The 22,750-nt window shown below is 60.9% G+C and carries 22 protein-coding genes and 1 pseudogene; 14 read left to right on the plus strand and 9 right to left on the minus strand.

Features of this window, described 5'->3' with window-relative positions; translation table 11 throughout:
• Nucleotides 1-44: 44 nt before the first annotated feature.
• Nucleotides 45-515 (minus strand): DUF1289 domain-containing protein, encoded by a 471-nt coding sequence (locus tag ACM6IP_RS18175; protein ID WP_159996767.1) that lies wholly within the window; start codon nucleotides 513-515, stop codon nucleotides 45-47.
• A gap of 406 nt (nucleotides 516-921) precedes the next feature.
• Here ACM6IP_RS18175 and acnB point away from each other — a divergent pair, with 406 nt between their 5' ends.
• A complete protein-coding gene (gene acnB / locus ACM6IP_RS18180; RefSeq protein WP_095171427.1) occupies nucleotides 922-3,522 on the plus strand; it encodes a bifunctional aconitate hydratase 2/2-methylisocitrate dehydratase in 2,601 nt (866 codons plus the stop codon).
• A gap of 184 nt (nucleotides 3,523-3,706) precedes the next feature.
• On the opposite strand, the gene ACM6IP_RS18185 is transcribed toward acnB, so the two are convergent.
• On the minus strand, nucleotides 3,707-4,987 hold the full coding sequence (locus ACM6IP_RS18185; RefSeq protein WP_414862002.1) for a serine/threonine transporter: 1,281 nt from the start codon (nucleotides 4,985-4,987) through the stop codon (nucleotides 3,707-3,709).
• A 315-nt stretch (nucleotides 4,988-5,302) separates the two neighbouring features.
• Here ACM6IP_RS18185 and ACM6IP_RS18190 point away from each other — a divergent pair, with 315 nt between their 5' ends.
• The 3 genes from ACM6IP_RS18190 to ACM6IP_RS18200 all read left to right on the plus strand — a co-directional run bounded on the left by ACM6IP_RS18190 (nucleotide 5,303) and on the right by ACM6IP_RS18200 (nucleotide 8,287).
• On the plus strand, nucleotides 5,303-6,268 hold the full coding sequence (locus ACM6IP_RS18190) for a 2-hydroxyacid dehydrogenase (RefSeq protein ID WP_159996781.1): 966 nt from the start codon (nucleotides 5,303-5,305) through the stop codon (nucleotides 6,266-6,268).
• 144 nt (nucleotides 6,269-6,412) lie between these two features.
• Entirely contained in the window at nucleotides 6,413-7,480 is a 1,068-nt protein-coding gene (locus ACM6IP_RS18195) for a phosphotransferase family protein (RefSeq protein ID WP_095171435.1), read from the plus strand.
• A gap of 39 nt (nucleotides 7,481-7,519) precedes the next feature.
• On the plus strand, nucleotides 7,520-8,287 hold the full coding sequence (locus ACM6IP_RS18200) for an SDR family oxidoreductase (protein WP_095171437.1): 768 nt from the start codon (nucleotides 7,520-7,522) through the stop codon (nucleotides 8,285-8,287).
• 439 nt (nucleotides 8,288-8,726) lie between these two features.
• On the opposite strand, the gene ACM6IP_RS18205 is transcribed toward ACM6IP_RS18200, so the two are convergent.
• Together ACM6IP_RS18205 and ACM6IP_RS18210 are read right to left on the minus strand one after the other, a co-directional pair.
• Entirely contained in the window at nucleotides 8,727-10,160 is a 1,434-nt protein-coding gene (locus ACM6IP_RS18205; RefSeq protein ID WP_414862003.1) for an FAD/NAD(P)-binding protein, read from the minus strand.
• 63 nt (nucleotides 10,161-10,223) lie between these two features.
• Nucleotides 10,224-10,787, minus strand: coding sequence for a helix-turn-helix domain-containing protein (locus ACM6IP_RS18210; RefSeq protein WP_401131012.1), 564 nt, complete (start codon nucleotides 10,785-10,787; stop codon nucleotides 10,224-10,226).
• Between ACM6IP_RS18210 and ACM6IP_RS18215 the strand changes: the two are divergent.
• The 7 genes and pseudogenes from ACM6IP_RS18215 to ACM6IP_RS18245 all read left to right on the plus strand — a co-directional run bounded on the left by ACM6IP_RS18215 (nucleotide 10,782) and on the right by ACM6IP_RS18245 (nucleotide 18,217).
• A pseudogene (locus ACM6IP_RS18215) lies at nucleotides 10,782-11,791 on the plus strand (DMT family transporter). The gene ACM6IP_RS18210 and the pseudogene ACM6IP_RS18215 sit on opposite strands and share 6 nt — an antisense overlap.
• A 356-nt stretch (nucleotides 11,792-12,147) precedes the next feature.
• On the plus strand, nucleotides 12,148-15,066 hold the full coding sequence (locus ACM6IP_RS18220; protein WP_159996787.1) for a monovalent cation/H+ antiporter subunit A: 2,919 nt from the start codon (nucleotides 12,148-12,150) through the stop codon (nucleotides 15,064-15,066).
• A complete protein-coding gene (locus ACM6IP_RS18225) occupies nucleotides 15,066-15,410 on the plus strand; it encodes a Na+/H+ antiporter subunit C (RefSeq protein WP_005789164.1) in 345 nt (114 codons plus the stop codon). The genes ACM6IP_RS18220 and ACM6IP_RS18225 overlap by 1 nt, the downstream gene beginning before the upstream one ends.
• Entirely contained in the window at nucleotides 15,407-17,092 is a 1,686-nt protein-coding gene (locus tag ACM6IP_RS18230; RefSeq protein WP_414862004.1) for a monovalent cation/H+ antiporter subunit D, read from the plus strand. The genes ACM6IP_RS18225 and ACM6IP_RS18230 overlap by 4 nt, the downstream gene beginning before the upstream one ends.
• Nucleotides 17,089-17,577, plus strand: coding sequence for a Na+/H+ antiporter subunit E (locus tag ACM6IP_RS18235; protein ID WP_166589030.1), 489 nt, complete (start codon nucleotides 17,089-17,091; stop codon nucleotides 17,575-17,577). Before ACM6IP_RS18230 ends, ACM6IP_RS18235 begins: the two co-directional genes overlap by 4 nt.
• Nucleotides 17,574-17,852: a K+/H+ antiporter subunit F gene (locus tag ACM6IP_RS18240; RefSeq protein WP_414862005.1), complete on the plus strand. Its 279-nt coding sequence runs from the start codon at nucleotides 17,574-17,576 to the stop codon at nucleotides 17,850-17,852. Before ACM6IP_RS18235 ends, ACM6IP_RS18240 begins: the two co-directional genes overlap by 4 nt.
• A complete protein-coding gene (locus ACM6IP_RS18245) occupies nucleotides 17,849-18,217 on the plus strand; it encodes a Na+/H+ antiporter subunit G (protein ID WP_095171449.1) in 369 nt (122 codons plus the stop codon). The genes ACM6IP_RS18240 and ACM6IP_RS18245 overlap by 4 nt, the downstream gene beginning before the upstream one ends.
• Nucleotides 18,218-18,226: 9 nt before the next feature.
• Here ACM6IP_RS18245 and ACM6IP_RS18250 read toward each other — a convergent pair whose 3' ends face one another.
• From ACM6IP_RS18250 to ACM6IP_RS18260, 3 genes are all read right to left on the minus strand, one after another.
• On the minus strand, nucleotides 18,227-18,664 hold the full coding sequence (locus ACM6IP_RS18250; protein WP_095171451.1) for a DUF3995 domain-containing protein: 438 nt from the start codon (nucleotides 18,662-18,664) through the stop codon (nucleotides 18,227-18,229).
• A gap of 282 nt (nucleotides 18,665-18,946) precedes the next feature.
• A complete protein-coding gene (locus ACM6IP_RS18255) occupies nucleotides 18,947-19,150 on the minus strand; it encodes a hypothetical protein (protein ID WP_159996793.1) in 204 nt (67 codons plus the stop codon).
• Nucleotides 19,150-19,599 carry a hypothetical protein gene (locus ACM6IP_RS18260; protein WP_095171455.1) on the minus strand — a complete coding sequence of 150 codons (450 nt, stop codon included), beginning with the start codon at nucleotides 19,597-19,599 and terminating at the stop codon, nucleotides 19,150-19,152. Before ACM6IP_RS18260 ends, ACM6IP_RS18255 begins: the two co-directional genes overlap by 1 nt.
• Nucleotides 19,600-20,027: 428 nt before the next feature.
• On the opposite strand from ACM6IP_RS18260, the gene ACM6IP_RS18265 reads away from it, so the two are divergent.
• On the plus strand, nucleotides 20,028-20,276 hold the full coding sequence (locus tag ACM6IP_RS18265) for a hypothetical protein (protein ID WP_095171457.1): 249 nt from the start codon (nucleotides 20,028-20,030) through the stop codon (nucleotides 20,274-20,276).
• A gap of 157 nt (nucleotides 20,277-20,433) precedes the next feature.
• A complete protein-coding gene (locus tag ACM6IP_RS18270; protein ID WP_414862006.1) occupies nucleotides 20,434-20,664 on the plus strand; it encodes a hypothetical protein in 231 nt (76 codons plus the stop codon).
• Here the strand turns inward: ACM6IP_RS18270 and ACM6IP_RS18275 are convergent, their stop codons facing one another.
• Nucleotides 20,665-20,886, minus strand: coding sequence for a hypothetical protein (locus ACM6IP_RS18275; protein WP_159996795.1), 222 nt, complete (start codon nucleotides 20,884-20,886; stop codon nucleotides 20,665-20,667).
• A gap of 330 nt (nucleotides 20,887-21,216) precedes the next feature.
• Nucleotides 21,217-21,621, minus strand: coding sequence for a TraR/DksA family transcriptional regulator (locus ACM6IP_RS18280; RefSeq protein ID WP_095171462.1), 405 nt, complete (start codon nucleotides 21,619-21,621; stop codon nucleotides 21,217-21,219).
• Between the two features lie 364 nt (nucleotides 21,622-21,985).
• Between ACM6IP_RS18280 and ACM6IP_RS18285 the strand changes: the two genes are divergently transcribed.
• Nucleotides 21,986-22,597 carry a glutathione S-transferase gene (locus ACM6IP_RS18285; RefSeq protein ID WP_159996797.1) on the plus strand — a complete coding sequence of 204 codons (612 nt, stop codon included), beginning with the start codon at nucleotides 21,986-21,988 and terminating at the stop codon, nucleotides 22,595-22,597.
• Nucleotides 22,598-22,750 lie beyond the last annotated feature (153 nt).

The raw sequence follows: 22,750 nt of genomic DNA on the forward strand, positions 1-22,750 counted from the left end.
CCAACTCCACCTTGGGCGTCGGCTTGCCGGCGAGGTTTTTTAACCTAGCCGCCAAATACATCCTTGAGAAAACCCGGGGCGATGTAGCGCTGGTAATGCGCCTCGGACAAAAGGAAAAATTCCCGATCAATGGCATCACGCAGCTCCGGCAGGTTCCACTCGCGAAACTCCGGCAGCAGCACCATCCCATAGGCCTCCAGGTTGTTGATCACCCGCGCCCCACGGGCAATCAACTGATAGGCCCAGCAATATTCCGACTGATGGGGCACAAAGCGGATTTTTCGTGATTCCAGCTGCTCGCGCAGGCGCTTGGCATCGAAAATTTCCAGCTTGCCGGCCATCACCTGCACCAGCAACTGCTCAAGACGCAGCCACACAGCGCGTTTTTCTTCCTCGTTGTAACCGTTCCAATGGATCACTTCATGGTGGAAACGCTTGCAACCACGGCACACCAGATCCCCGTAAACAGTGGAGCAGAGGCCGATGCAGGGGGTCTTGATAGTCTGATTGGGCATAGGTAGGCAGGACGCGAGAAAGCAGGACAGGCCGGCATGTTAGCCCTTTGTCTAACATTCATCACCCCTCAAAGTTCAGGGTCGAACTTACCTTTAATTTTTTTTTGCCGTAGAATCAGCCAGCCTTTTTAGGCGCCAATGTCCGTTAGAAGCTGTTTTCAAAGCGTCACGAGCACAGTCGTTCCTTCAGAGCGGTGTTGGCGAAGGGTTTTTCAGCGGTGAAAAACCTTGCGCCAACCCTCATCAGCTCCCGTTCTGCAGGCGTAAAACTTTGAAAGCAGCTTCTGTAAGGAATTGTCGGTAATTCTGGCTAAGCGGCCCACAACGCCACGCAGCGCATGAGTACGGCAATTTCGGGATGAGCGTCCCGGACACCCATTTGGGACCACTGATGAGGGTAATAACTGTGCTTGAAGCCTACCGCAAACATATCGAAGAGCGCGCAGCACTGGGTATCGTTCCCCAGCCGCTTAACGCCGAACAAACTGCAGGCCTGGTCGAGCTGCTGAAGAACCCCCCGGCTGGCGAAGAAGCCGTTCTGCTGGACCTGATCACCAATCGCGTTCCACCTGGCGTGGACGAAGCAGCCTATGTCAAGGCTGGTTTCCTGTCCGCCCTGGCCAAGGGCGAAGCCACTTCCCCTCTGATCGACAAAAAACGCGCTGTAGAACTGCTCGGCACCATGCAGGGCGGCTACAACATCGTGACCCTGGTTGACCTGCTCGACGACGCCGAACTGGCCCCGGTCGCTGCCGCCCAACTCAAGCACACCCTGCTGATGTTCGATGCGTTCCACGACGTCGCGGAAAAAGCCAAGAACGGCAACGCACACGCCCAAGGCGTCCTGCAATCCTGGGCTGACGGCGAGTGGTTCAAGAACCGCCCGACCCTGGCCGACAAGATCAGCCTGCGCGTATTCAAGGTCACCGGCGAAACCAACACCGACGACCTGTCCCCTGCACCTGATGCCTGGTCCCGTCCAGACATCCCGTTGCACGCCCTGGCCATGCTGAAAATGGCCCGTGAAGGCATCGAGCCTGACCAGCAAGGCGTCACCGGCCCGATGAAGCAGATCGAAGAAATGCGCAACGCCGGCTTCCCGATCGCCTACGTCGGCGACGTGGTCGGTACCGGTTCTTCGCGTAAATCGGCTACCAACTCGGTGCTGTGGTTCTTCGGCGACGACGTTCCCTACGTGCCGAACAAGCGCGCTGGCGGTTTCTGCTTCGGCAGCAAGATCGCTCCGATCTTCTACAACACCATGGAAGATGCTGGCGCACTGCCAATCGAATTCGACGTCACCAACATGCACATGGGCGACGTGATCGACCTGTACCCGCATGCTGGCAAAGTCTGCAAGCACGGCACCGACGAAGTCCTGACCACCTTCGAAATGAAGACGCCAGTACTGTTGGACGAAGTTCGCGCTGGCGGCCGTATTCCGCTGATCATCGGCCGCGGCCTGACCGAAAAAGCACGTGCCGAACTGGGCCTGCCACCTTCGGACCTGTTCAAGAAGCCTGAAGCACCTGCCGAAAGCACCAAAGGTTTCACCCTGGCGCAGAAAATGGTCGGCAAGGCATGCGGCGTAGCAGGCGTTCGCCCTGGTACCTACTGCGAGCCGAAGATGACCACCGTCGGCTCCCAGGACACCACCGGTCCAATGACCCGTGACGAACTGAAAGACCTGGCGTGCCTGGGCTTCTCGACCGATCTGGTGATGCAGTCCTTCTGCCACACCGCGGCCTATCCAAAGCCGATCGACGTGACCACCCACCACACCCTGCCTGACTTCATCATGACCCGTGGCGGCGTATCCCTGCGTCCGGGCGACGGCATCATCCACTCGTGGCTGAACCGCATGCTGCTGCCGGACACCGTCGGCACCGGTGGTGACTCCCACACCCGTTTCCCGATGGGCATTTCGTTCCCGGCCGGTTCCGGCCTGGTAGCGTTCGCCGCAGCCACTGGCGTGATGCCACTGGACATGCCGGAATCGATCCTGGTGCGTTTCAAAGGCGAAATGCAACCGGGCGTCACCCTGCGTGACCTGGTTCACGCCATTCCTTACTACGCGATCCAGGCTGGCCTGCTGACCGTAGAGAAGAAAGGCAAGAAGAACGCCTTCTCCGGCCGCATCCTGGAAATCGAAGGCCTGGACAACCTGAGCATCGAACAGGCTTTCGAGCTGTCCGACGCCTCGGCCGAACGTTCGGCTGCCGGTTGCACCATCAAGCTGTCGAAAGAGTCGATCACCGAGTACCTGAGCTCCAACGTCACCCTGCTGCGCTGGATGATCGGCGAAGGCTACGGCGACGCGCGCACCCTGGAACGTCGCGCCCAAGCGATGGAAGCCTGGATTGCCAACCCTGAGCTGATGGTTGCCGATGCTGACGCCGAATACGCGGAAATCATCGAAATCGACCTGAACGAGATCAAGGAGCCAGTTCTCTGCGCGCCGAACGATCCGGACGACGCCCGTCTGCTGTCCAGCGTTGCTGGCGAGAAGATCGACGAAGTGTTCATCGGTTCGTGCATGACCAACATTGGTCACTTCCGCGCTGCCGGTAAGCTGCTGGAGCAGGTCAAGGGTCAGCTGCCAACCCGTCTGTGGCTGTCGCCGCCGACCAAGATGGACGCTCACCAACTGACCGAAGAAGGCTACTACGGCATCTACGGCAAAGCTGGCGCGCGCATGGAAATGCCGGGCTGCTCGCTGTGCATGGGTAACCAGGCTCGTGTAGAGCCGAACTCGACCGTGGTGTCGACTTCGACCCGTAACTTCCCGAACCGTCTGGGTGATGGTGCGAACGTCTACCTGGCTTCGGCCGAGCTGGCGTCCGTGGCTTCGATCCTGGGTCGCCTGCCGACCGTCGAGGAGTACATGGAATACGCTGGCAAGATCGACAGCATGGCGGCCGATGTCTACCGCTACCTGTCTTTCGACCAGATCGCCGAGTTCCGTGAAGCCGCTGCGAACGCCAACATCCCGGTTGTTCAAGCCTAAGGCTTCGTTGTTGTAGAAGACGCCGCGTGTCGTGAGATACGCGGCGTTTTTTTGTGCTCGGGGAATGTGGTGGCTCTTGTGTTGGGGGGGGCATATCCGTTGTTATGCCCCCCACCCCAAGCCAAAAAAAACGGCCAACCCACAAACTGGATCAGCCGCATTCTCTACAAACGAAACAACCAAATCACCCAATAAACGAATAAATCAGCGCTGTAATCGCCACCAACCCCACCGCCGTGACAAACACATTCGACGCCTGACCACGGTACGTGGCCATCGCCGGCACCTTACGGATCGCGTACATCGGCATCAGGAACAGGATCGCCGCAATGATCGGCCCACCCAGGGTCTCGATCATGCCCAGGATGCTCGGGTTCAGCGTCGCGACAATCCAGCACACCACCAGCATGAACGCCGCAGTCATGCGGTCCAGGGCCTTGGCACCCGGACGCTTGCCGCTTTTCACGATCAACCCCTTGAGGCCTTCACTGGCACCGATGTAGTGACCCAGGAACGACTTGGAGATCGCCACGAACGCAATCAACGGCGCCACGAACGCGATGGTCGGGTTGCTGAAGTGGTTGGCCAGGTACGACAGGATCGACAGGTTCTGCGCCTTGGCTTCGGCCAACTGCGCAGGCGACAGGGTCAATACGCAACTGAAGACGAAGAACAGCACCATCGCCACCATCAACAGGTGAGCGCGGGACAGGATCTGCGAGCTGCGTTCTTCGGCGTGGACGCCATAACGACGCTTCTGGTCTACCGCGAACGCCGAGATGATCGGCGAGTGGTTGAACGAGAAGACCATCACCGGAATCGCCAGCCACAGCGTATGCAGCAATGCCGAAGGCTCTGGCAGGGTGCTCGCGGTGCTGAGGATGCCGCCATTCCAGTGCGGAATCAGGAACACCGCCAGGAACAGCAGCGCGACGATGAACGGGTAGACCATCAGGCTCATCGCCTTGACGATCACTTGCTCGCCACAACGTACCACCGCCAGCAGGCCAAGGATCAGCACGAACGACAGGATCGCCCGCGGTGGCGGCATGATGTGCAACTGGTGCTCAAGGAAGCTGCCAACGGTATTGGTCAAGGCCACGCTGTAGATCAGCAGGATCGGAAAGATCGCGAAGAAGTACAGCAAGGTGATCAGCGCGCCGGCCTTGAGGCCGAAATGCTCTTCGACCACCTCGGTGATGTCGGCGCCCTCGCGACCGGACAACACGAAGCGGGTCAGGCCCCGGTGTGCATAAAAGGTCATGGGGAATGCCAGCAGCGCCAGAATCAACAGCGGCCAGAAACCGCCAACACCTGCGTTGATCGGCAAAAACAAGGTTCCCGCACCAATCGCCGTGCCAAACAGGCCCAGCATCCAGGTGGTGTCATGACGATTCCAGCTAGTGAGGCTTGCTGGTGCCGCCGCTTCATAACGTTCATCAACGCTATTGGCCTGATCATTCATCCGGTCGGATCTCCGCATTCCGGTCACTTGCCACTCGGTCAGGGCGAGTCAGAAAAAGCTGACAGGCAGCGCCCCGGCCGAAACAGGGGCGCGATTGTCCGGGATTAATCAACAGAAGCAAAGACTTAGCTGAGGAGCGGTGGTGCAGATCAGATGATCAGGCGGTTTTTTTCCACTAACCCTGCAAAAAAACCTGCTCGACGGTGCTTTGACGCCTCGCAACCCACCCCGCCGAGCCCATTGCCAAACGCTGCGCCAGCCAGCAATCTTCAGCAGTGTGATGTGACCCTCATTCAATGCCTAAAGGAGCCGAGCATGCCCGCAACTGTCCTGGTACTGGTTGAAACCATCAACGACTACCTGCCGATTCTCGAACACCAAGGCTTTCACCTGATCCTCGCCCCCACTCCTACCGAACGCACCCAAGCCATCAACACCTACGGCGGGCAAATCGACGCAGTGCTGACTCGCGGGCCACTGGGACTGTATGCCGAAGAAATCGCCGCTCTGCCCAACCTGAAGATCATCTGCGTGATCGGCGCCGGCTACGAGCAGGTCGATCTGCAGGCCGCCAGCAACCGGGGCATTCGCGTGACCAATGGTGCGGGGGTCAACGCCTCATCGGTGGCCGACCATGCCATGGCCCTGTTGTTGGCACTGGTGCGTGACATTCCCCGGGCCGATTCGGCAGTGCGCCGCGGCGAATGGCCGAAAATCATGCGCCCCTCCCTCGCCGGCAAGCGCCTGGGCATACTCGGGCTCGGTGCGGTGGGCATGGCTATCGCCAAGCGCGCGGCCAATGGTTTTGACATGAGCGTCAGTTACCACAACCGCCAGGTGCGCAACGACGTGCCCTATGACTTCTGCTCCACCCCCACCGAACTGGCGCGGGCCTCGGACTTTCTGATGGTTTGCACCCCGGGCGGCCTGGGCACCCAGCACCTGATCAACAAGCAGGCGCTGGACGCCCTCGGTCCCCACGGTTTTATCGTCAACATTGCCCGCGCCAGCGTGATCGTCACCAGCGACTTGATCAGCGCCCTGGAGCAGCGCCGGATCGCCGGAGCCGCCCTGGATGTGTTCGATGACGAACCACAGGTGCCGGATGCGCTCAAGGCCCTGAACAATGTGATCCTCACCCCTCACGTCGCCGGCCTGTCGCCCGAAGCGACCCAGGGCACCGTGGAACTGGTGGGGCAGAACCTGCTGGCGTTCTTCTCCAGTCGCCCGCTGCTGACCCCCATAGAACTGCCACCGGCGGCTCGGCGCGCGCTGCGCTGAAGCACTTTCAAACGCCTGTATCAAAAGCAATGATTAACCGGCAACACGCTCACCTATAAAGGGCCGCCGTGGTTGTGGGTGCCGGGTGTGCGCATTAGATTAGCCAATAATTCCTGCCATCCAGAATAAGCAGAAGGGATAAGCATGGCGCTTAACGACCAGTCCACCCGTATTCGCGCAGGCGAAGAACTCGATGCCAGCCTGATCGATCCGTACCTCAAGGCCCACATTCCGGGCTTGAGCGGGTTGCCACAGATCAGCCAGTTCCCCGGCGGTGCGTCGAACCTGACGTACCTGCTGGAATACCCCGAGCAGGAATTTGTCCTGCGTCGCCCGCCCTTTGGCCACAAGGCCAAGTCCGCCCATGATATGGGCCGCGAGTTCCGCATCCTCAACCAGCTCAAGGACGGGTTCCCGTACTGCCCCAAAGCTTACGTGCACTGCACCGACGAAGCGGTGATCGGCGCCGAGTTCTATGTAATGGAACGGGTCAAGGGCATCATCCTGCGCTCCGAACTGCCACCGGAGCTGGGCCTGGATGCGACAAAGACCCAGGCACTGTGCAAGAGCTTCATCGACAAGCTCGTCGAGTTGCATGGCGTCGACTACCAGGCCTGCGGCCTGGCCGACCTGGGCAAGCCTGAAGGTTATGTGGCGCGGCAGATTCGTGGCTGGAGCGAGCGCTACGACAAGGCCCTGACCCCGGATGCGCCGAGCTGGGAGGCGGTCAAAGCCTGGCTCAACGACAAGATGCCAGCCGACCACCCGACGTCGAGCATCGTGCACAACGACTATCGCTTCGACAACGTGATCCTCGACCCTCACAACCCAATGCAGATCATTGGCGTGCTGGACTGGGAGCTGACCACCCTGGGCGATCCGCTGATGGACCTGGGTAATTCCCTCGCCTACTGGATCGAGGCCGCCGACCCGGCGCCAGTGCAACTGATGCGCCGCCAACCCAGCCATGCCCCCGGCATGCTGACCCGGCGTGAGTTCGTCGACTACTACGCCGAGCGCTCAGGCATCCAGATCGAGAATTTCGACTTCTACTACACCTACGGGCTGTTCCGCCTGGCCGGTATTGTGCAGCAGATCTACTACCGCTTCTTCCATGGCCAGACCCAGGACAAACGCTTTGCGCAGTTCATCTCGATGAACAAACTGCTGGAGCAGATGAGCCTGCAAGTGATCCACAAATCCAGCCTCTGACTGCCTTTCCGGCGCCACGCCCCCTCACAAGGAAAAACCATGTCCAAGACTCAGTTGTTCGACCTCGACGGCAAGATCGCGTTTGTCTCCGGCGCCAGCCGTGGCATCGGTGAAGCCATTGCCCGGCTGCTGGCCCAGCAAGGCGCCCATGTGATCGTGTCGAGCCGCAAGCTCGAGGGTTGCCAGCACGTGGCCGACGCCATCATCGCCGAAGGCGGCAAGGCTACTGCGATTGCTTGCCACATTGGAGAAATGGAGCAGATTAGCCAGGTCTTTGCCGGGATCCGCGAACAGTTCGGCCGCCTGGATATCCTGGTCAACAACGCTGCCACCAACCCGCAGTTCTGCAACGTGTTGGACACGGACCTGGGGGCCTTCCAGAAAACCGTCGATGTGAATATCCGTGGGTACTTCTTCATGTCGGTGGAAGCCGGCAAGCTGATGCGCGAGAACGGTGGCGGCAGCATCATTAACGTGGCGTCGATCAACGGCATCTCGCCGGGTATCTTCCAGGGCATCTACTCGGTGACCAAGGCCGCGGTGATCAACATGACCAAGGTCTTTGCCAAGGAATGTGCGCAGTTCGGCATTCGTTGCAACGCCCTGCTGCCGGGCCTGACTGACACCAAGTTTGCCTCGGCGCTGGTGAAGAACGACGCGATCCTCAATACCGCACTGCAACAGATCCCGCTCAAGCGCGTGGCTGCGCCGAGTGAAATGGCGGGCGCGGTGCTGTACCTGGCGAGCGATGCGTCCAGCTATACCACTGGGGTTTCGTTGAATGTGGATGGGGGATTTCTGTCTTGACCTGATCTTTTGATCTTGGGTTTTTGGGCATATCCGTTTGTGGGGTCAAGGCGGGCGAGGCGGCCTACCGGCCGGCCTGCTTTGCCTGGTGTACGAATCTCTACTGTATGATCTCTGCCACACAGCAGATCCCTGGTATGCCCCCAATCCCCGTAGCAGCTGTCGAGCCCGCGAGGCTGCGTTCGAGGACGCAGTCCTCGCCGCCCCTGACCAACCTCCTATATCTGCAGGACACGGCGACCCAACCGGCCAATCGCGGGCAAGCCCGCTCCCACAGGGTTGATGTGGTTACAGAATCTGTGAACAGCCAAAATGACTGTGGGAGCGAGCTTGCTCGCGATGAGGCCAGCACAGTCAACATCGGTGCTGCCTGACACACCGCCACCTACTCGTCAAACGTGCGCAGGACTGCTTGCTTGAGCTCCAACAGCGGGAGGCATCAGCCCCCCCGCACCAACCGCTGCGCCAGCGCCTTGGCCTGGCTTGCCACATCCGTCACCGCGGTACTTTCCCACCAAATGCCCCGCAAGGGTGGACCCATGGCGAACAGCCGTTGGGCGACCTGGCCCTGGGCGTCGATCACTGCCCCATCGGCTCGCGCGGCAATCCCCAGGGCCAGCGGCCCCGGCTGGATCAAGCCACGGACCAGCAACTGCCGGGGTAATGGCCGGGCAACCCGGCGCCAGTCGTATTCGATGCCACTGGAGTTGATCAAGGCATCGCCGTCGACCACTGTTATCTCAGACTCGCCGCGTCGCCGCAGCGCCAGGCTGAGCCGACCCTCGTACGCCGGCAGCAGGCCCTTGAACGACGCTGCGTGAATCCGCAGCCGTCCCTGCTCATGCAAACGGGCCACCAATTCGGCACTCAGGGGTGGCGAACGGTGGTGATGGCTTTCCCACCAGGGCCGCACATGCCGCACAAACTGCCGGCGCTGCACGTCCGTGGCCTGGCTCCACAAGCGCGCGATATGAGCGCGCACGGTGTCCAGCGGCGCTTGCCAGTCGATGCCCTGGGCCAGCGCCGCCCGGCACTGGCGGCGCACCTCGCGAAGCAGTTGTCGGGGGCTGCGGATGTCCGGGTCCTGGGCCAGGAAATCCATCCACTCCGGCGGTTGCCGCCGCACATGCGGCAGCAGGCCGTGGCGGGAGAACACTTCGATTGGTCCACGGTGGCCGGCCTGCTCCAACGAGACCACGGCATCGACCATGGTCAGGCCGGAGCCGATGATCATCACTGTCGCGTGCGGATCGAGTTCCGCCATCGCCGCCACGTCCCAGGGATCGAGCGCCGCAGCATTGACTCCGCTGGAGTGGGTTTGCGGGGTTCTCGCCGCCGGGAACATGCCAGTGGCCAGCACCGCAAACTCACCGCGTAGCCGGCTGCCGTCACTCAAGGTCAACCAGGTCGCCTGGGCATCGACCTGCAGGTCCACCACTTCGCCGCGCACATGCTCGACGCTCGAGCCCTGCAGGGCACCCTGTTCCTGCGCTTGCGCCAGGCGCTGTTGCACATAGACCCCGAACAGCCCCCGCGGCGGGAACAACTCGGCAACCGGCACCGCTTGCTCTGCCGATTCCGGCCAACCACCGTTGGCGATGAAGGCGCTCAGCCAATGGCTCAGGTCATCGGCATTGTCCGGATCGACGCTCATCCGCGCCGCGTTGCCATTGAGGGTATGGCCCAGTTCGACGGCACTGTAGGCCTCACCACGACCCAATTCGGCGCGCGGTTCGATCACCAGCACCTGGCGTCGGCCCGGCAGGCGCATCAATTGCGCTGCCAGTAGTGCACCACTCAAGCCACCGCCGACAATCAGGATATCGGCGCTACGCAAATCCGGCGGTGTTTGCTCGCAGGGAATCTCGCTCATGAATTTCTCATAATTATTTTTAATTCAATGATTTAGATAGCTTTTAGAGAATCTACATGAGATTTAGATCACCACGTTACGGACAAACCTGACAGCCACGGCGCCATCGTTGCGATAGGCGTGGGTGCGGTCGCTGGCAAAACTGATGAACTCACCGCTCGACAATAGCCGTTCCTCATCGCCCAGCACCACCGTCAGGCAACCCTCGAAGACATACACCTGTTCACTCCAGCCTTCGGCATCCGCTTCAGACAGATAGTTCTCGCCGGGCTCTAGCCGCCATTGCCATAGCTCCACCTCGCGTCTGGCGCTGGCCTTGGCCAACAACACTGCCTGGCTGCCGGGGATTGCTCCGGCCCAGGCCAGCTCGTTGATGCGACTGGGATCACGGGCATCGGGGGCTTGGATCAAGTCGCTGAAGGCCACGTCCAGCGCTTCGGCAACCCGGTCGAGGGTGGTCAGGCTGACGTTCTTCTCGCCAGCCTCGATGGCTACCAGCATCCGCCGGCTGACCCCGGACTTTTCTGCCAGCGCAGTCTGGCTCAGTTCGGCGGCATGGCGCAGGCGGCGAACATTCTGGCTGACGTGTTGCAGGACGGAGGCGCGTTGGCCATGGTCTTTGTGCACTATATTGCTCACTTTTTTGATTGCGCAGTATACTGCCCAACTGTCGACGCATTGTGCGTCCCACTCAGGTAGCGCGCAAGACCATGACGCCGACAACCCCTTGCAAACCCTCTTCCCCGCGCCTGCGTTTAAGCAAGGCCGAGTGCGTGCTGGTGCTGATCACCATGATCTGGGGCGGCACGTTCCTGCTGGTGCAACACGCCATGACCGTCAGCGGACCGATGTTCTTCGTCGGCCTGCGCTTTGCCGCCGCCGCGTGCCTGGTGGCCCTGTTCTCCTGGCGCAGCTTGCGTGACCTGACCCTGTTCGAGTTCAGGGCGGGGTTCTTCATCGGCGCCGCGATCATGATCGGCTACGGCCTGCAAACAGTCGGCCTGCAGACCATCCCCAGCAGCCAGTCGGCCTTCATCACCGCACTCTATGTGCCGTTCGTGCCCTTGCTGCAATGGCTGGTGATGGGGCGTCGGCCAGGGCTGATGCCCAGCATCGGCATCATGCTGGCCTTTGCCGGATTGATGCTGATCTGCGGCCCGGCCGGGGCATCGCTGAATTTCAATGCCGGCGAATTGGTGACCTTGATCAGTGCCGTGGCCATCGCCGTCGAGATCATCCTGATCAGCAGCTACGCCGGCCGTGTCGATGTGCGGCGGGTCACGGTGGTGCAACTGGCGACCACCTCGATCCTGGCGATGCTGATGATTGTACCGACCGGGGAAGTCATTCCCGGATTCTCCTGGTTCCTACTGGCCAGCGCCCTGGGCCTGGGCGCCGCGAGCGCCGCGATTCAACTGGCGATGAACTGGGCACAAAAAAGCGTCTCACCAACGCGCGCGACCTTGATCTACGCCGGCGAGCCAGTGTGGGCCGGGATTGTCGGAAGGATTGCCGGGGAACGGTTGCCAGGATTGGCGCTGGTTGGCGCGGGGTTGATCGTGCTGGCGGTGATTGTCAGTGAGTGGAAGGTCAGGGTGAAGGCTGCAGATCGGGTACAGGATGCTGTGTAGGGATATGGCGATTCGACGGGTTGAAGGGCGGCGAGGACTGCGTCCTCGAACGCAGCCTCGCGGGCTCGGCAGCTGCTACGGGGGGCTGGGGTATTGCCCAGATTTGTGGTGTGTGGGGATCGCCATCGCGGGCGAGCCCGCTCCCACAGGGGATAGGTTCCAGCCAGGCAAAGCAGGGCGCAACCCTAAGTAGCCATCACCGAAGTAACGGATATGCACATACATCTACCCACCACCGAAACAATGATAAACAGGTAAATTCAGTCTAACTTGTAGGATTCTGCCACAGCTTGGCAGTTGGTGATCCGGGCCTCGGCAAGTATGATCCTTCACAAACTTGCGCAGAATAGAAGCCTATGTCCCTGATAGTTCTACTGCTTCTGCCATTCATTGGCAGCTGTCTGGCGGCTTTGCTGCCCCACAATGCACGTAATGCTGAATCGATTCTCGCTGGACTGGTCGCCCTCGTCGGCACCATCCAGGTAGCCTTGCTGTACCCGCAAATCGCCGACGGCGGGGTGATTCGCGAAGAATTCTCCTGGCTGCCCAGCCTCGGCCTGAACTTCGTCCTGCGCATGGACGGGTTCGCCTGGCTGTTTTCCATGCTCGTGCTGGGCATCGGCACCCTGGTGTCGCTCTACGCCCGTTACTACATGTCGCCCGAAGACCCGGTACCGCGCTTCTTCGCGTTTTTCCTGGCGTTCATGGGCGCCATGCTCGGATTGGTGATCTCCGGCAACCTGATTCAAATGGTGTTCTTCTGGGAACTGACCAGCCTCTTCTCATTCCTGTTGATCGGCTACTGGCACCACCGCGCCGACGCCCGCCGAGGCGCGTACATGGCGTTGATGGTCACCGGTGCCGGTGGATTGTGCCTGCTGGCGGGGGTCATGCTGCTTGGCCATGTCGTCGGCAGCTACGACCTTGACCAGGTCCTGGCCGCCGGCGATCTGATTCGCGCCCACGCGCTCTACCCCATCCTGTTACCCCTGATCCTGATCGGCGCCTTGAGCAAAAGCGCACAGTTCCCCTTCCACTTCTGGCTCCCCCACGCCATGGCCGCACCGACACCGGTCTCGGCCTACCTGCACTCGGCAACCATGGTCAAGGCCGGCGTCTTCCTGCTGGCGCGCTTGTGGCCGGCGCTGTCCGGCAGCGAAGAATGGTTCTACATCGTCAGCGGCGCCGGGGCCTGCACCCTGTTGCTCGGCGCCTACTGCGCCATGTTCCAGAACGACCTCAAGGGCCTGCTGGCCTACTCGACCATCAGCCACCTGGGCCTGATCACCCTGCTGCTCGGCCTCAACAGCCCGCTGGCGGCAGTGGCAGCGGTGTTCCACATTCTCAACCACGCGACCTTCAAGGCCTCGCTGTTCATGGCTGCGGGGATCATCGACCACGAAAGTGGCACCCGTGACATCCGCAAGCTCAGTGGCTTGATCCGCCTGATCCCGTTCACCGCCACCCTGGCCATGGTCGCCAGCGCCTCGATGGCCGGCGTGCCGTTGCTCAACGGTTTCCTCTCCAAAGAGATGTTCTTCGCCGAAACGGTGTTCATCAACGCCACCGCCTGGGTCGAGACCAGCCTGCCGATCATCGCGACCATCGCCGGCACCTTCAGCGTCGCCTACTCCCTGCGCTTCACGGTTGACGTGTTCTTCGGCCCGACCGCCACCGACCTGCCCCATACCCCTCACGAGCCTCCACGCTGGATGCGCGCGCCGGTCGAGTTGCTGGTGTTCACCTGCCTGCTGGTGGGGATTTTCCCGGCCCAGGTGGTCGGCCCGCTGCTGGCCGCTGCCGCCTTGCCGGTAGTCGGTGGCACCTTGCCCGAGTACAGCCTGGCGATCTGGCACGGCCTCAATGCGCCGATGATCATGAGCCTGATCGCCATGTCCTGCGGCATCATTCTCTATCTGCTGCTGCGCAACCAGTTCAAGCACGGGCGCTTCAAGTACCCGCCGCTGATTGGCCGGTTCAACGGCAAGCGCCTGTTCGAACGCAGCCTGGTGGTGATGATGCGCCTGGCCCGCCGCCTGGAGCGACGGATCAGCACCAAGCGCCTGCAGGCACAACTGTTCCTGCTGGTGCTGGCGGCAGTGCTGGCCGGGTTGATCCCGATGCTGGGCAGCGGTATCAGTTGGGGCGACCGGCCGAAGATCCCGGGCTCGATTGTCTTCGTCACCCTGTGGCTGCTGGCGATTGTCTGCGCCCTGGGCGCCGCCTGGCAGGCCAAGTACCACCGTCTTGCCGCCCTGACCATGGTCAGTGTCTGCGGCCTGATGACCTGCATCACCTTCGTCTGGTTCTCGGCCCCGGACCTGGCCCTGACCCAACTGGTGGTCGAGGTGGTGACCACGGTGCTGATCCTGCTGGGCCTGCGCTGGTTGCCACGGCGGATCGAAGAAGTCTCGCCACTGCCGGGCAGCGAAGCCCGGGCCAAGGTTCGCCGTCTGCGCGACTTGCTGCTGTCGATCGCGGTCGGTGTCGGCATGGCGCTGCTGTCCTACGCCATGCTGACCCGCCAGACACCCAACGACATTTCCTCGTTCTACCTCAGCCGCGCCTTGCCCGAAGGCGGCGGCAGCAACGTGGTCAACGTGATGCTGGTGGACTTCCGCGGCTTCGACACCCTGGGTGAAATCACCGTGCTGGCGGCCGTGGCGCTGACCGTGTTTGCCTTGCTGCGGCGTTTCCGCCCACCCAAGGAGAGCATGCAACTGCCGGCGCAACAGCGCCTGCTGGCACCCGACGTGGTCACCGACCTGGTCAACCCGCGCCAGGCCAGCGACACCGCCCTGGGCTTCATGATGGTCCCGGCCGTACTGGTGCGCCTGCTGCTGCCGATTGCCCTGGTGGTCTCGTTCTACCTGTTCATGCGCGGGCACAACCAGCCTGGCGGCGGGTTTGTCGCCGGCCTGGTGATGTCGGTGGCGTTCATCCTGCAGTACATGGTGGCCGGCACCCAATGGGTCGAGGCACAGATGAGCCTGCGTCCGTTGCGCTGGATGGGCACCGGGCTGTTGTTCGCCAGCGTCACCGGCCTCGGTGCCATGGTGGCCGGCTATCCGTTCCTGACCACCCATACCTGGCACTTCAGCTTGCCGCTGCTGGGTGATATCCATATCGCCAGCGCGCTGTTCTTCGACGTCGGCGTGTATGCCGTGGTGGTCGGTTCGACCCTGTTGATCCTGACGGCCCTGGCGCACCAATCGGTGCGTGGCCACAAACCGAGCAGCCAGCCCAAACCCATTGCCAAGCCAGGAGCTGCCTGATGGAAGAAGTCATCGCAATTGCCATTGGCGTACTGGCGGCCTCCGGGGTCTGGCTGGTACTGCGTCCGCGGACCTTCCAGGTGGTGATGGGCCTGTGCCTGCTGTCCTACGGGGTCAATCTGTTCATCTTCAGCATGGGCAGCCTGTTTATCGGCAAGGAGCCGATCATCAAGGACGGCGTGCCCCAGGACCTGCTGAACTACACCGACCCCCTGCCCCAGGCGTTGGTACTCACCGCCATCGTCATCAGCTTTGCCATGACCGCGCTGTTCCTGGTGGTGCTGCTGGCATCCCGGGGCCTGACCGGCACCGACCATGTCGATGGCCGGGAGCCTAAAGAATGAACTGGATGCAACATCTGATCGCCGCCCCCATTCTCCTGCCGTTGCTGACGGCGGCCTTGATGCTGCTGCTGGGGGAAAAACATCGCCCACTCAAGGCCCGGCTCAACCTGTTTTCCAGCCTGATCGGCCTGGGGATCTCGGTGATGCTGCTGTACTGGACCCAGCAACAGGGTGCCCCCAACTCCATCGGCGTGTACCTGCCCGGCAACTGGCCGGTGCCGTTCGGCATCGTGCTGGTGGTCGATCGCCTGTCGGCCTTGATGCTGGTCCTGACCGGCATCATCGGCGTCAGCGCCCTGCTGTTCGCCATGGCCCGCTGGGACGGGGCCGGGGCCAGTTTCCATGCGCTGTTCCAGATTCAACTGATGGGCCTGTACGGCGCCTTCCTGACGGCCGACCTGTTCAACCTGTTCGTGTTCTTCGAAGTACTGCTGGCGGCCTCCTATGGCCTGATGCTGCACGGCTCGGGCCGCACCCGGGTATCCGCGGGCCTGCACTACATCTCGATCAACCTGCTGGCCTCCTCGCTGTTCCTGATTGGCGCGGCGCTGATCTACGGCGTCACCGGCACCCTGAACATGGCCGACCTGGCGCTGAAGATTCCCCTGGTGCCCGAAGCCGATCGAGGCCTGCTGCATGCCGGCGCGGCGATCCTCGCGGTGGCGTTCCTGGCCAAGGCCGGGATGTGGCCACTGAACTTCTGGCTGGTGCCGGCCTACTCCTCGGCCAGTGCGCCGGTGGCGGCGATGTTCGCGATCATGACCAAGGTCGGCGTCTACACCCTGCTGCGCCTGTGGACCCTGCTGTTTTCCGGGCAGGCCGGAGCCTCGGCGTATTTCGGCGGTGACTGGCTGATCTACGGCGGCATGGCGACCATTGTCTGCGCGGCGCTGGCGATCCTCTCCGCGCGCCGCCTGGAACGCATGGCCAGCTTGAGCATCCTGGTCTCGGCCGGCATCCTGCTCTCGGCCATCGGCTTTGCCCAACCGAACCTGGTGGCAGCGGCGTTGTTCTATCTGGTCAGCTCGACCCTGGCCCTCAGTGCGCTGTTTCTCCTGGCGGAACTGATCGAGCGCTCGCGCACGGCGGTGGAAATCCCCCTGGACGACGAAGTCGAAGCGCTGCCACGTCCACTCGGAGCAAGCCCGCCGACCAAGGGCATCAACCTCGACGACGAACAGCAAGCCGTGGTCGGCCAGGTGATTCCCTGGACCATGGCCTTTCTCGGCCTCAGCTTCATTGCCTGCGCCCTGCTGATCATCGGCATGCCGCCACTCTCGGGCTTTATCGGCAAGCTCAGCCTGCTCAGTGCCCTGCTCAACCCGCTGGGGCTCGGCGCGTCCTCGGGCCAGCCGGTGTCGACTGCGGCCTGGTGCCTGCTCGCGCTGTTGATCCTGTCCGGGCTGGCTTCGCTGATCGCGTTCTCGCGCCTGGGCATCCAGCGTTTCTGGACCCCGGAAGAGCGCCAGCCACCGGTCCTGCGGCGCCTGGAGTGCGTGCCGATCATCGCCTTGCTGGGCCTGAGCATCTTGCTGACCTTCAAGGCCGAACCGCTGATGCGGTTCACCCAGGCCGCCGCCGACACCCTGAACAATCCCCAGCAGTACGTCATGGCCGTGCTCGGCACCCGCGCCGTGCCTAGTCCGGAAGCCCAGGCCGCCGCGCAGGAGGTGCACCCATGAGGCGTCTGTTTCCGGCTCCCTGGCTATCCCTGGCGCTGTGGGTACTGTGGCTGGTGCTGAACCTTTCAGTCAGCCCGGGCAACCTGTTGCTCGGCGCGCTGCTGGGCTTCTGTGCCCCGCTGATGATGCGCAAGCTGCGCCCGCTACCGATCCGCATCCGACGCCCGGGGGTGGTCCTGCGCCTGTTCCTGCTGGTGGGGCGTGACGTGCTGGGGTCGAACCTGGCGGTGGCCTGGAGCGTCCTGAACGCCAAGCGACGCCCGCCGCGCTCACGGTTCGTCAAGGTGCCGCTGGACCTGCGCGACGCCAACGGCCTGGCGGCGCTGTCGATGATCACCACGGTGGTGCCCGGCACGGTCTGGTCGGAGTTGGCACTGGATCGCAGCATTCTGCTGCTGCATGTGTTCGACCTGGATGACGAGGCGCAATTCATCGAGCATTTCAAGGCGACCTACGAGCGCCCCCTGATGGAGATCTTCGAATGAGTGCCCTGCTCTCGAATGCGATTCTGTTCAGCCTGTTCGTGTTTTCCCTGGCCATGGTGCTGACCCTGATCCGCCTGTTCAAAGGCCCCTCGGCCCAGGACCGGGTCCTGGCGCTGGACTACCTGTACATCATCGCCATGCTGATGATGCTGGTGCTGGGCATCCGCTATGCCAGTGATACCTACTTTGAAGCGGCGCTGCTGATTGCGCTGTTCGGCTTCGTCGGCTCCTTTGCCCTGGCGAAATTCCTCCTGCGCGGCGAGGTGATCGAATGAACCAGGCTTCCCAATTGCCCCTGTGGGTCGAGATCACCGTGGCCATTTTGCTGGTCATCAGCAGCCTGAGCGCCCTGATCGGTGCCATCGGCATGGTGCGCCTGAAGGATTACTTCCAGCGCATGCACCCGCCCGCACTGGCCTCGACCCTGGGGGCCTGGTGCGTAGCGCTGGCGTCGATCATCTATTTTTCGACGCTCAAGTCCAGTCCGGTGCTACATGCGTGGCTGATCCCGATACTGCTGTCGATCACCATGCCGGTGACGACTCTGCTGCTGGCGCGCGCGGCGTTGTTCCGCAAGCGCATGGCGGGCGATGACGTGCCGGCTGAAGTCAGCAGCCGGCGCAACGAGAGCGGTAGTTGAGAGGCTGATTCAGACCCAGGCGACGGTCAGCAGCCCCGCTCCCAGGACTACGCACAGGGGGGAAAAGGCCCAGGTGTCGAGGCGCGCGAACTTCGACCCGACCTGCTCCTTGAAGAACCCCACCAGGTCCGAATCACCAATGGCCCGGGCAAACATCAGCAGGGCAATCGCGCTGATCAACCATTGCAGCGACCAATGTTGAATCTGTGGCACCAGCAGTCCCACTCGCAAGCTCACCATCAGGGCAATCAGCAGCAGCCCGACGGCTACTGCCAGGGTGCCCAGTGACGAAGGTTTGAAGGCCGGGCGCAACCCCTTGCCCTCGGGCGTCGGGACGTAGGGCACTACCGCATCATTGGCCCATTGACCACCCAGCGCCCAGTACACATGGATCAGGCTGATCACCACAAATGCTCCTGCAAGCCATTGAGCAAGCACGAAGGTCATGATCGAGTTTCCTTGAATCGTTGGCAGAAAAAACAGCCTAGACCAGACTAATCCTCAATGCTTTGCGATTTATCAATGAAACGCCGATCGGTATGAGCAATATCTTCGTGCCCCGCAGTTCGCTTACGCTGCGCAGGCCTGGCTGCCGCGCTGCCAGTTCAGGTCGGTAAAGTGGATCGGTGCCTGAGCGATGTCAGGACCGCCTGGCGCAGGAAAAACGCCAGCCGCTGCTTATTCAGTCAATTGACTGCAGTAGAGGGTCCAGTGATCGCGGGACGAGGTTTATCGGGCGGGCGGTTCCTGCAGCTGCTGCAACTCTCGACGCACCATGCTGGCGTACTCCGCCGGGCGCAACAGGTAGAGCTGTGAAGCCACCCAGTTCAGCCAGGCACCTTGCATGACCGCCTTTTCGGCGAACAACTGCAGTGCATGGGCGTGGGCGCGTGCCTGGTGCTGCTGATGAAAATCAGCCCGGGACAGGCTCATTACTCACTGGCCTTGAACGACACCAACTCACCCTTGCGGAACTTCGCTGCCTTGGCGGTAACGGCCTTCAGGGTCTTGGTCAGGCCTTCCTGCAGTTGCTGATGCGCAGCAAACACGGTGACCACGCTATGGCCTTCCTTGAACACGATGGCTTGGCCATCGGCAGTGGTGACGAACGCGTAATCACCCAGGCCGTAGACCGTCAGTTTGATTTCGCGAAACTTGATTTCCAACTTGCCGCCTTCGCGGCTGGGTAATACCGCGGCGCGAAAATGATCGCCGACCTTGAGTTCAAGGCGCTGTTTGTCATCCACCACCAGGGCCGACTCGGTATCGATCTCGGCGACGTAGATACCTTCGGGGTTTTGCTCGGTGATGTAGACGAAACGAGATTGAAACTGCTTAACCAGCTTTGCGCGCAAATCACCCAGCACAAACAAAGCGTGCATATCGAGATTACTTACTGCCAACGAAATATCCCCACATCAGAAATGACACTGCCGGCAGAAAAACAGGCAGCAAAAAAACGGCCGTACCGAAGATGTCGCAACAATGGCCCAGGCTGTCATCGTGAAGCCGGTAGAGCACCGCTTCATCGCAAGGCACGAGCAGGCTACTGGATAACCACTCGCACCGTCGTCTCTGGCAGTCGTCGGATGTTGAAGGAAATGTTCCTTCTAACGATCAGAGAATACTGGACTATCAACTTTAGGGAAAAAGCTCATAAAAAAAAGCATTTTTCTGACATATAGCCTGAAGAAAATTGCTTTAGATGAGCACCTACCTCCAGTCAGTGGAGGATTCTAGAGCAGCCAAGCGCTCCTAGACTACTGAAAGTGACGTGCGACCGTCGGCAAACCATAGAAAAGGAATTCCTATGTACTCACAACACCTTGCCAGCCCAATCACCAGCAACCGCCACTATTCGCCACAGACCGTTCACGACGGGACTTGCAGGGCGATCGGCGAGCTTTTTCCAGCACCGCTTCAATTGCGTTATCAAGTCATACTCGCTGGGAATGGCTTCTTTCATATCACAGAAACCGCTACAGGTCGTGTAAGGGGTTTCCGTATGAGCCACAACGAAGCCTGTGCCCTCGCCCGCACCTTCGAAGCCAGCCACTAAGTAACCGCCCTGTAAACCGGCGCAGGTGTTTCGTCATACCAATGACATAACTGCGCCGCCTCCCCGCAACAACTGCCATACTGCCCGACCATTGAGACCCAGCCTCCTCGGCGGACTGCGTTGCAATCAATAGAATAATTTCCAAGGGAAGGCGCACGTGACCGAATTTGATATCGGCGAGTTTTTCATCCGGGGCGAAGCCAGAGAAATCGACGGCGAATTCCAGGCAGTGATTGTTATGCGTGCCAAACCACCGCTGACCACCATCACCTATCACCAGGTCGAAAAAGACCGCTGGTTCAAGACCTGCGAAGTGGCTGCCGTCGCGGCCATGGAGTCGGCCAAGGCCCTCAAGCTCGCCGTCGATCAAGGCGCCCTGAAGAACTGATCAGACTTTCGCTGCTGCGGCCCGTGGCCTCTCGGGCTGCCCGGCATTCAACTGCGCCAACCAGGCATCCTTGCAGGCTTGCGCCTCTGTGCGGCTGCCAAAGGCCGTTCCGTACTGCTCGCCATTGAGCAGGACCACCCAGCACACTGCTTGCCCCAACGCCCGCAACCCGGCAGGCACACCACTGCCAATCATCACGGCAACATCGACCTTACATTGCATGAATCCACCTCGGGATATTCATTAGCTTCCTATCAATAGGCCTATGGTAATGAATAGCCGAATGGGGAAATAGCGATGTGCCTGCACTATTTAGTTGCGTAACCGGTAACAATCGCGCGTAGGAGCGAGCTTGCTCGCGATGGACGTTAACGATGACGCGTATAACCTGAACAAACGCGCTGTCTTTGAGTTCATCGCGAGCAAGCTCGCTCCTACAATGACCAGCATTACGCCAAACGCAAAAATCGCAACCTGCAGCAACGTCCGCCTCGGACGCTGTTGCAAGTTGCGATTTGTTTGCGGCAACCCTCTAAGGGTGACCCGCGCGAATCAAGCTTGACGCTGGTGCTTGTCGATCTGCTCGTGACGTTCTTGAGCTTCGATGCAGTACTTGGTGGTCGGGCTGATCAGCAGGCGCTTGAGGCCAATAGCCTCGCCGCTGTCGTCGCACCAGCCAAAACTGTCGTCAGCGATGCGCTCCAGGGCACGTTCCAGCTGAGGCAGCATGCGCTGGTCACGGTCAATGGCGTTCACCAGCCAGGTGCGCTCTTCTTCGACCGAAGCCGCGTCAGCCGGATCTGCCGGGGTGTCCAGGCTTTCAATGGCGATGCGGTTCTGCTCGATACGCTCGTGGGTTTCCACCTTCATGTTTTGCAGCAGCTCAGTGAAATAAGCCTGTTGCTCGGCATTCATGTAGTCATCCGCCGGCATGGCCAGCAACTTATCCTTTGTCATTGATTTCTCTATAAAAAATACGTGCATTAAGGCGAATCAGGATGCGTTCCGGTCAACCTGCCAGGTTTCGCAAAGGCGCCATACATTCCAAGCGCCACCCAGCAGTCAATTTACGAGGGGGCGGCAGTCTAAGGCCGAGGGGCGGCCTCAGCAACTGAAAAGACAGGGAATTTGTCTGACAAAGCCCTTAAATTGCTCTGCGGCAAGCTTTGGGCGTTTATCGGAGTGCGTTTATAGCAAGAAATTCAACCCAGCGGCTGTATATAGAAGACAAACGGCGACAGGCGCCCGCCAGAAGTGTTCAAGGCCAGTCATTTAGCGCTAGATTCTGTCCCTAGCCCCGCCACTCTCCAAGGAGTTGTACATGAAGCTGATCGGAATGCTCGACTCACCTTATGTAAGACGTGTCGCCATCAGCCTCAAGACCCTGGACATCCCGTTCGAGCACGCCTCGATTTCGGTGTTCCGCGGTTTCGAGGCGTTCCAGGCGATCAACCCGGTGGTCAAGGCGCCCACGCTGGTGCTGGACGACGGCGAAGTGCTGATGGATTCGACCCTGATCATCGACTACCTGCAAGCCCTGGGCAGCCCGGGTAAAAGCCTGATGCCGGCGTCCTTGGATCAGCGCCTGCGCTCCTTGCGGCTGATCGGCCTGGCATTGGCCGCGTGCGAGAAGTCGGTGCAGATCTATTACGAACGCAACTTGCGCCCCGCCGAGAAACAACATGCGCCCTGGCTGGAGCGGGTCAGCGGGCAATTGCATGCGGCGTACTCGGCACTGGAGCGGGAACTGGCCAGGCAACCGCTGCCTATGGATGGCACCTTGCAACAGGACGGCATCACCCTCGCCGTAGCTTGGAGCTTCACCTTGCTGGTGGTGCCCGATCAGGTCGACATCACGCAGTTTCCACTGATCAGCGCATTTACCGCGTATGCCGAACAGCAGCCGGCGTTTATCGAGACCCCGATGACCTGAGGCCTCGCCTGATGCTTGCCGCTCCCGGCCTGCCCGCGATGGCCTTCCAGATATCGCCATCGCGGTCTAGGTATATCTACACAGCTGTGGTGCGACGTTGCACCTGTGGGCCGGCCAGGGTGTTGGATTAGACCGAGTACATATCCATTTCTT

Source organism: Pseudomonas sp. IT-P176, assembly GCF_949767245.1.
GTDB lineage: Bacteria > Pseudomonadota > Gammaproteobacteria > Pseudomonadales > Pseudomonadaceae > Aquipseudomonas.

Excerpts from the sequence above, each read along its gene's own strand:
- ACM6IP_RS18255 (WP_159996793.1), bottom strand. The coding sequence starts at position 19,150 with ATGAGCCTGTCCCGGGCTGATTTTCATCAGCAGCACCAGGCACGCGCC.
- ACM6IP_RS18260 (WP_095171455.1), bottom strand. The coding sequence starts at position 19,599 with ATGCACGCTTTGTTTGTGCTGGGTGATTTGCGCGCAAAGCTGGTTAAG.
- ACM6IP_RS18200 (WP_095171437.1), top strand. The coding sequence starts at position 7,520 with ATGTCCAAGACTCAGTTGTTCGACCTCGACGGCAAGATCGCGTTTGTC.
- ACM6IP_RS18245 (WP_095171449.1), top strand. The coding sequence starts at position 17,849 with ATGAACCAGGCTTCCCAATTGCCCCTGTGGGTCGAGATCACCGTGGCC.
- ACM6IP_RS18230 (WP_414862004.1), top strand. The coding sequence starts at position 15,407 with ATGAACTGGATGCAACATCTGATCGCCGCCCCCATTCTCCTGCCGTTG.
- ACM6IP_RS18225 (WP_005789164.1), top strand. The coding sequence starts at position 15,066 with ATGGAAGAAGTCATCGCAATTGCCATTGGCGTACTGGCGGCCTCCGGG.
- ACM6IP_RS18235 (WP_166589030.1), top strand. The coding sequence starts at position 17,089 with ATGAGGCGTCTGTTTCCGGCTCCCTGGCTATCCCTGGCGCTGTGGGTA.
- ACM6IP_RS18175 (WP_159996767.1), bottom strand. The coding sequence starts at position 515 with ATGCCCAATCAGACTATCAAGACCCCCTGCATCGGCCTCTGCTCCACT.
- ACM6IP_RS18240 (WP_414862005.1), top strand. The coding sequence starts at position 17,574 with ATGAGTGCCCTGCTCTCGAATGCGATTCTGTTCAGCCTGTTCGTGTTT.
- ACM6IP_RS18280 (WP_095171462.1), bottom strand. The coding sequence starts at position 21,621 with ATGACAAAGGATAAGTTGCTGGCCATGCCGGCGGATGACTACATGAAT.
- ACM6IP_RS18265 (WP_095171457.1), top strand. The coding sequence starts at position 20,028 with ATGTACTCACAACACCTTGCCAGCCCAATCACCAGCAACCGCCACTAT.
- ACM6IP_RS18285 (WP_159996797.1), top strand. The coding sequence starts at position 21,986 with ATGAAGCTGATCGGAATGCTCGACTCACCTTATGTAAGACGTGTCGCC.
- ACM6IP_RS18195 (WP_095171435.1), top strand. The coding sequence starts at position 6,413 with ATGGCGCTTAACGACCAGTCCACCCGTATTCGCGCAGGCGAAGAACTC.
- ACM6IP_RS18190 (WP_159996781.1), top strand. The coding sequence starts at position 5,303 with ATGCCCGCAACTGTCCTGGTACTGGTTGAAACCATCAACGACTACCTG.
- ACM6IP_RS18185 (WP_414862002.1), bottom strand. The coding sequence starts at position 4,987 with ATGAATGATCAGGCCAATAGCGTTGATGAACGTTATGAAGCGGCGGCA.
- ACM6IP_RS18220 (WP_159996787.1), top strand. The coding sequence starts at position 12,148 with ATGTCCCTGATAGTTCTACTGCTTCTGCCATTCATTGGCAGCTGTCTG.
- ACM6IP_RS18205 (WP_414862003.1), bottom strand. The coding sequence starts at position 10,160 with ATGAGCGAGATTCCCTGCGAGCAAACACCGCCGGATTTGCGTAGCGCC.
- ACM6IP_RS18275 (WP_159996795.1), bottom strand. The coding sequence starts at position 20,886 with ATGCAATGTAAGGTCGATGTTGCCGTGATGATTGGCAGTGGTGTGCCT.
- ACM6IP_RS18250 (WP_095171451.1), bottom strand. The coding sequence starts at position 18,664 with ATGACCTTCGTGCTTGCTCAATGGCTTGCAGGAGCATTTGTGGTGATC.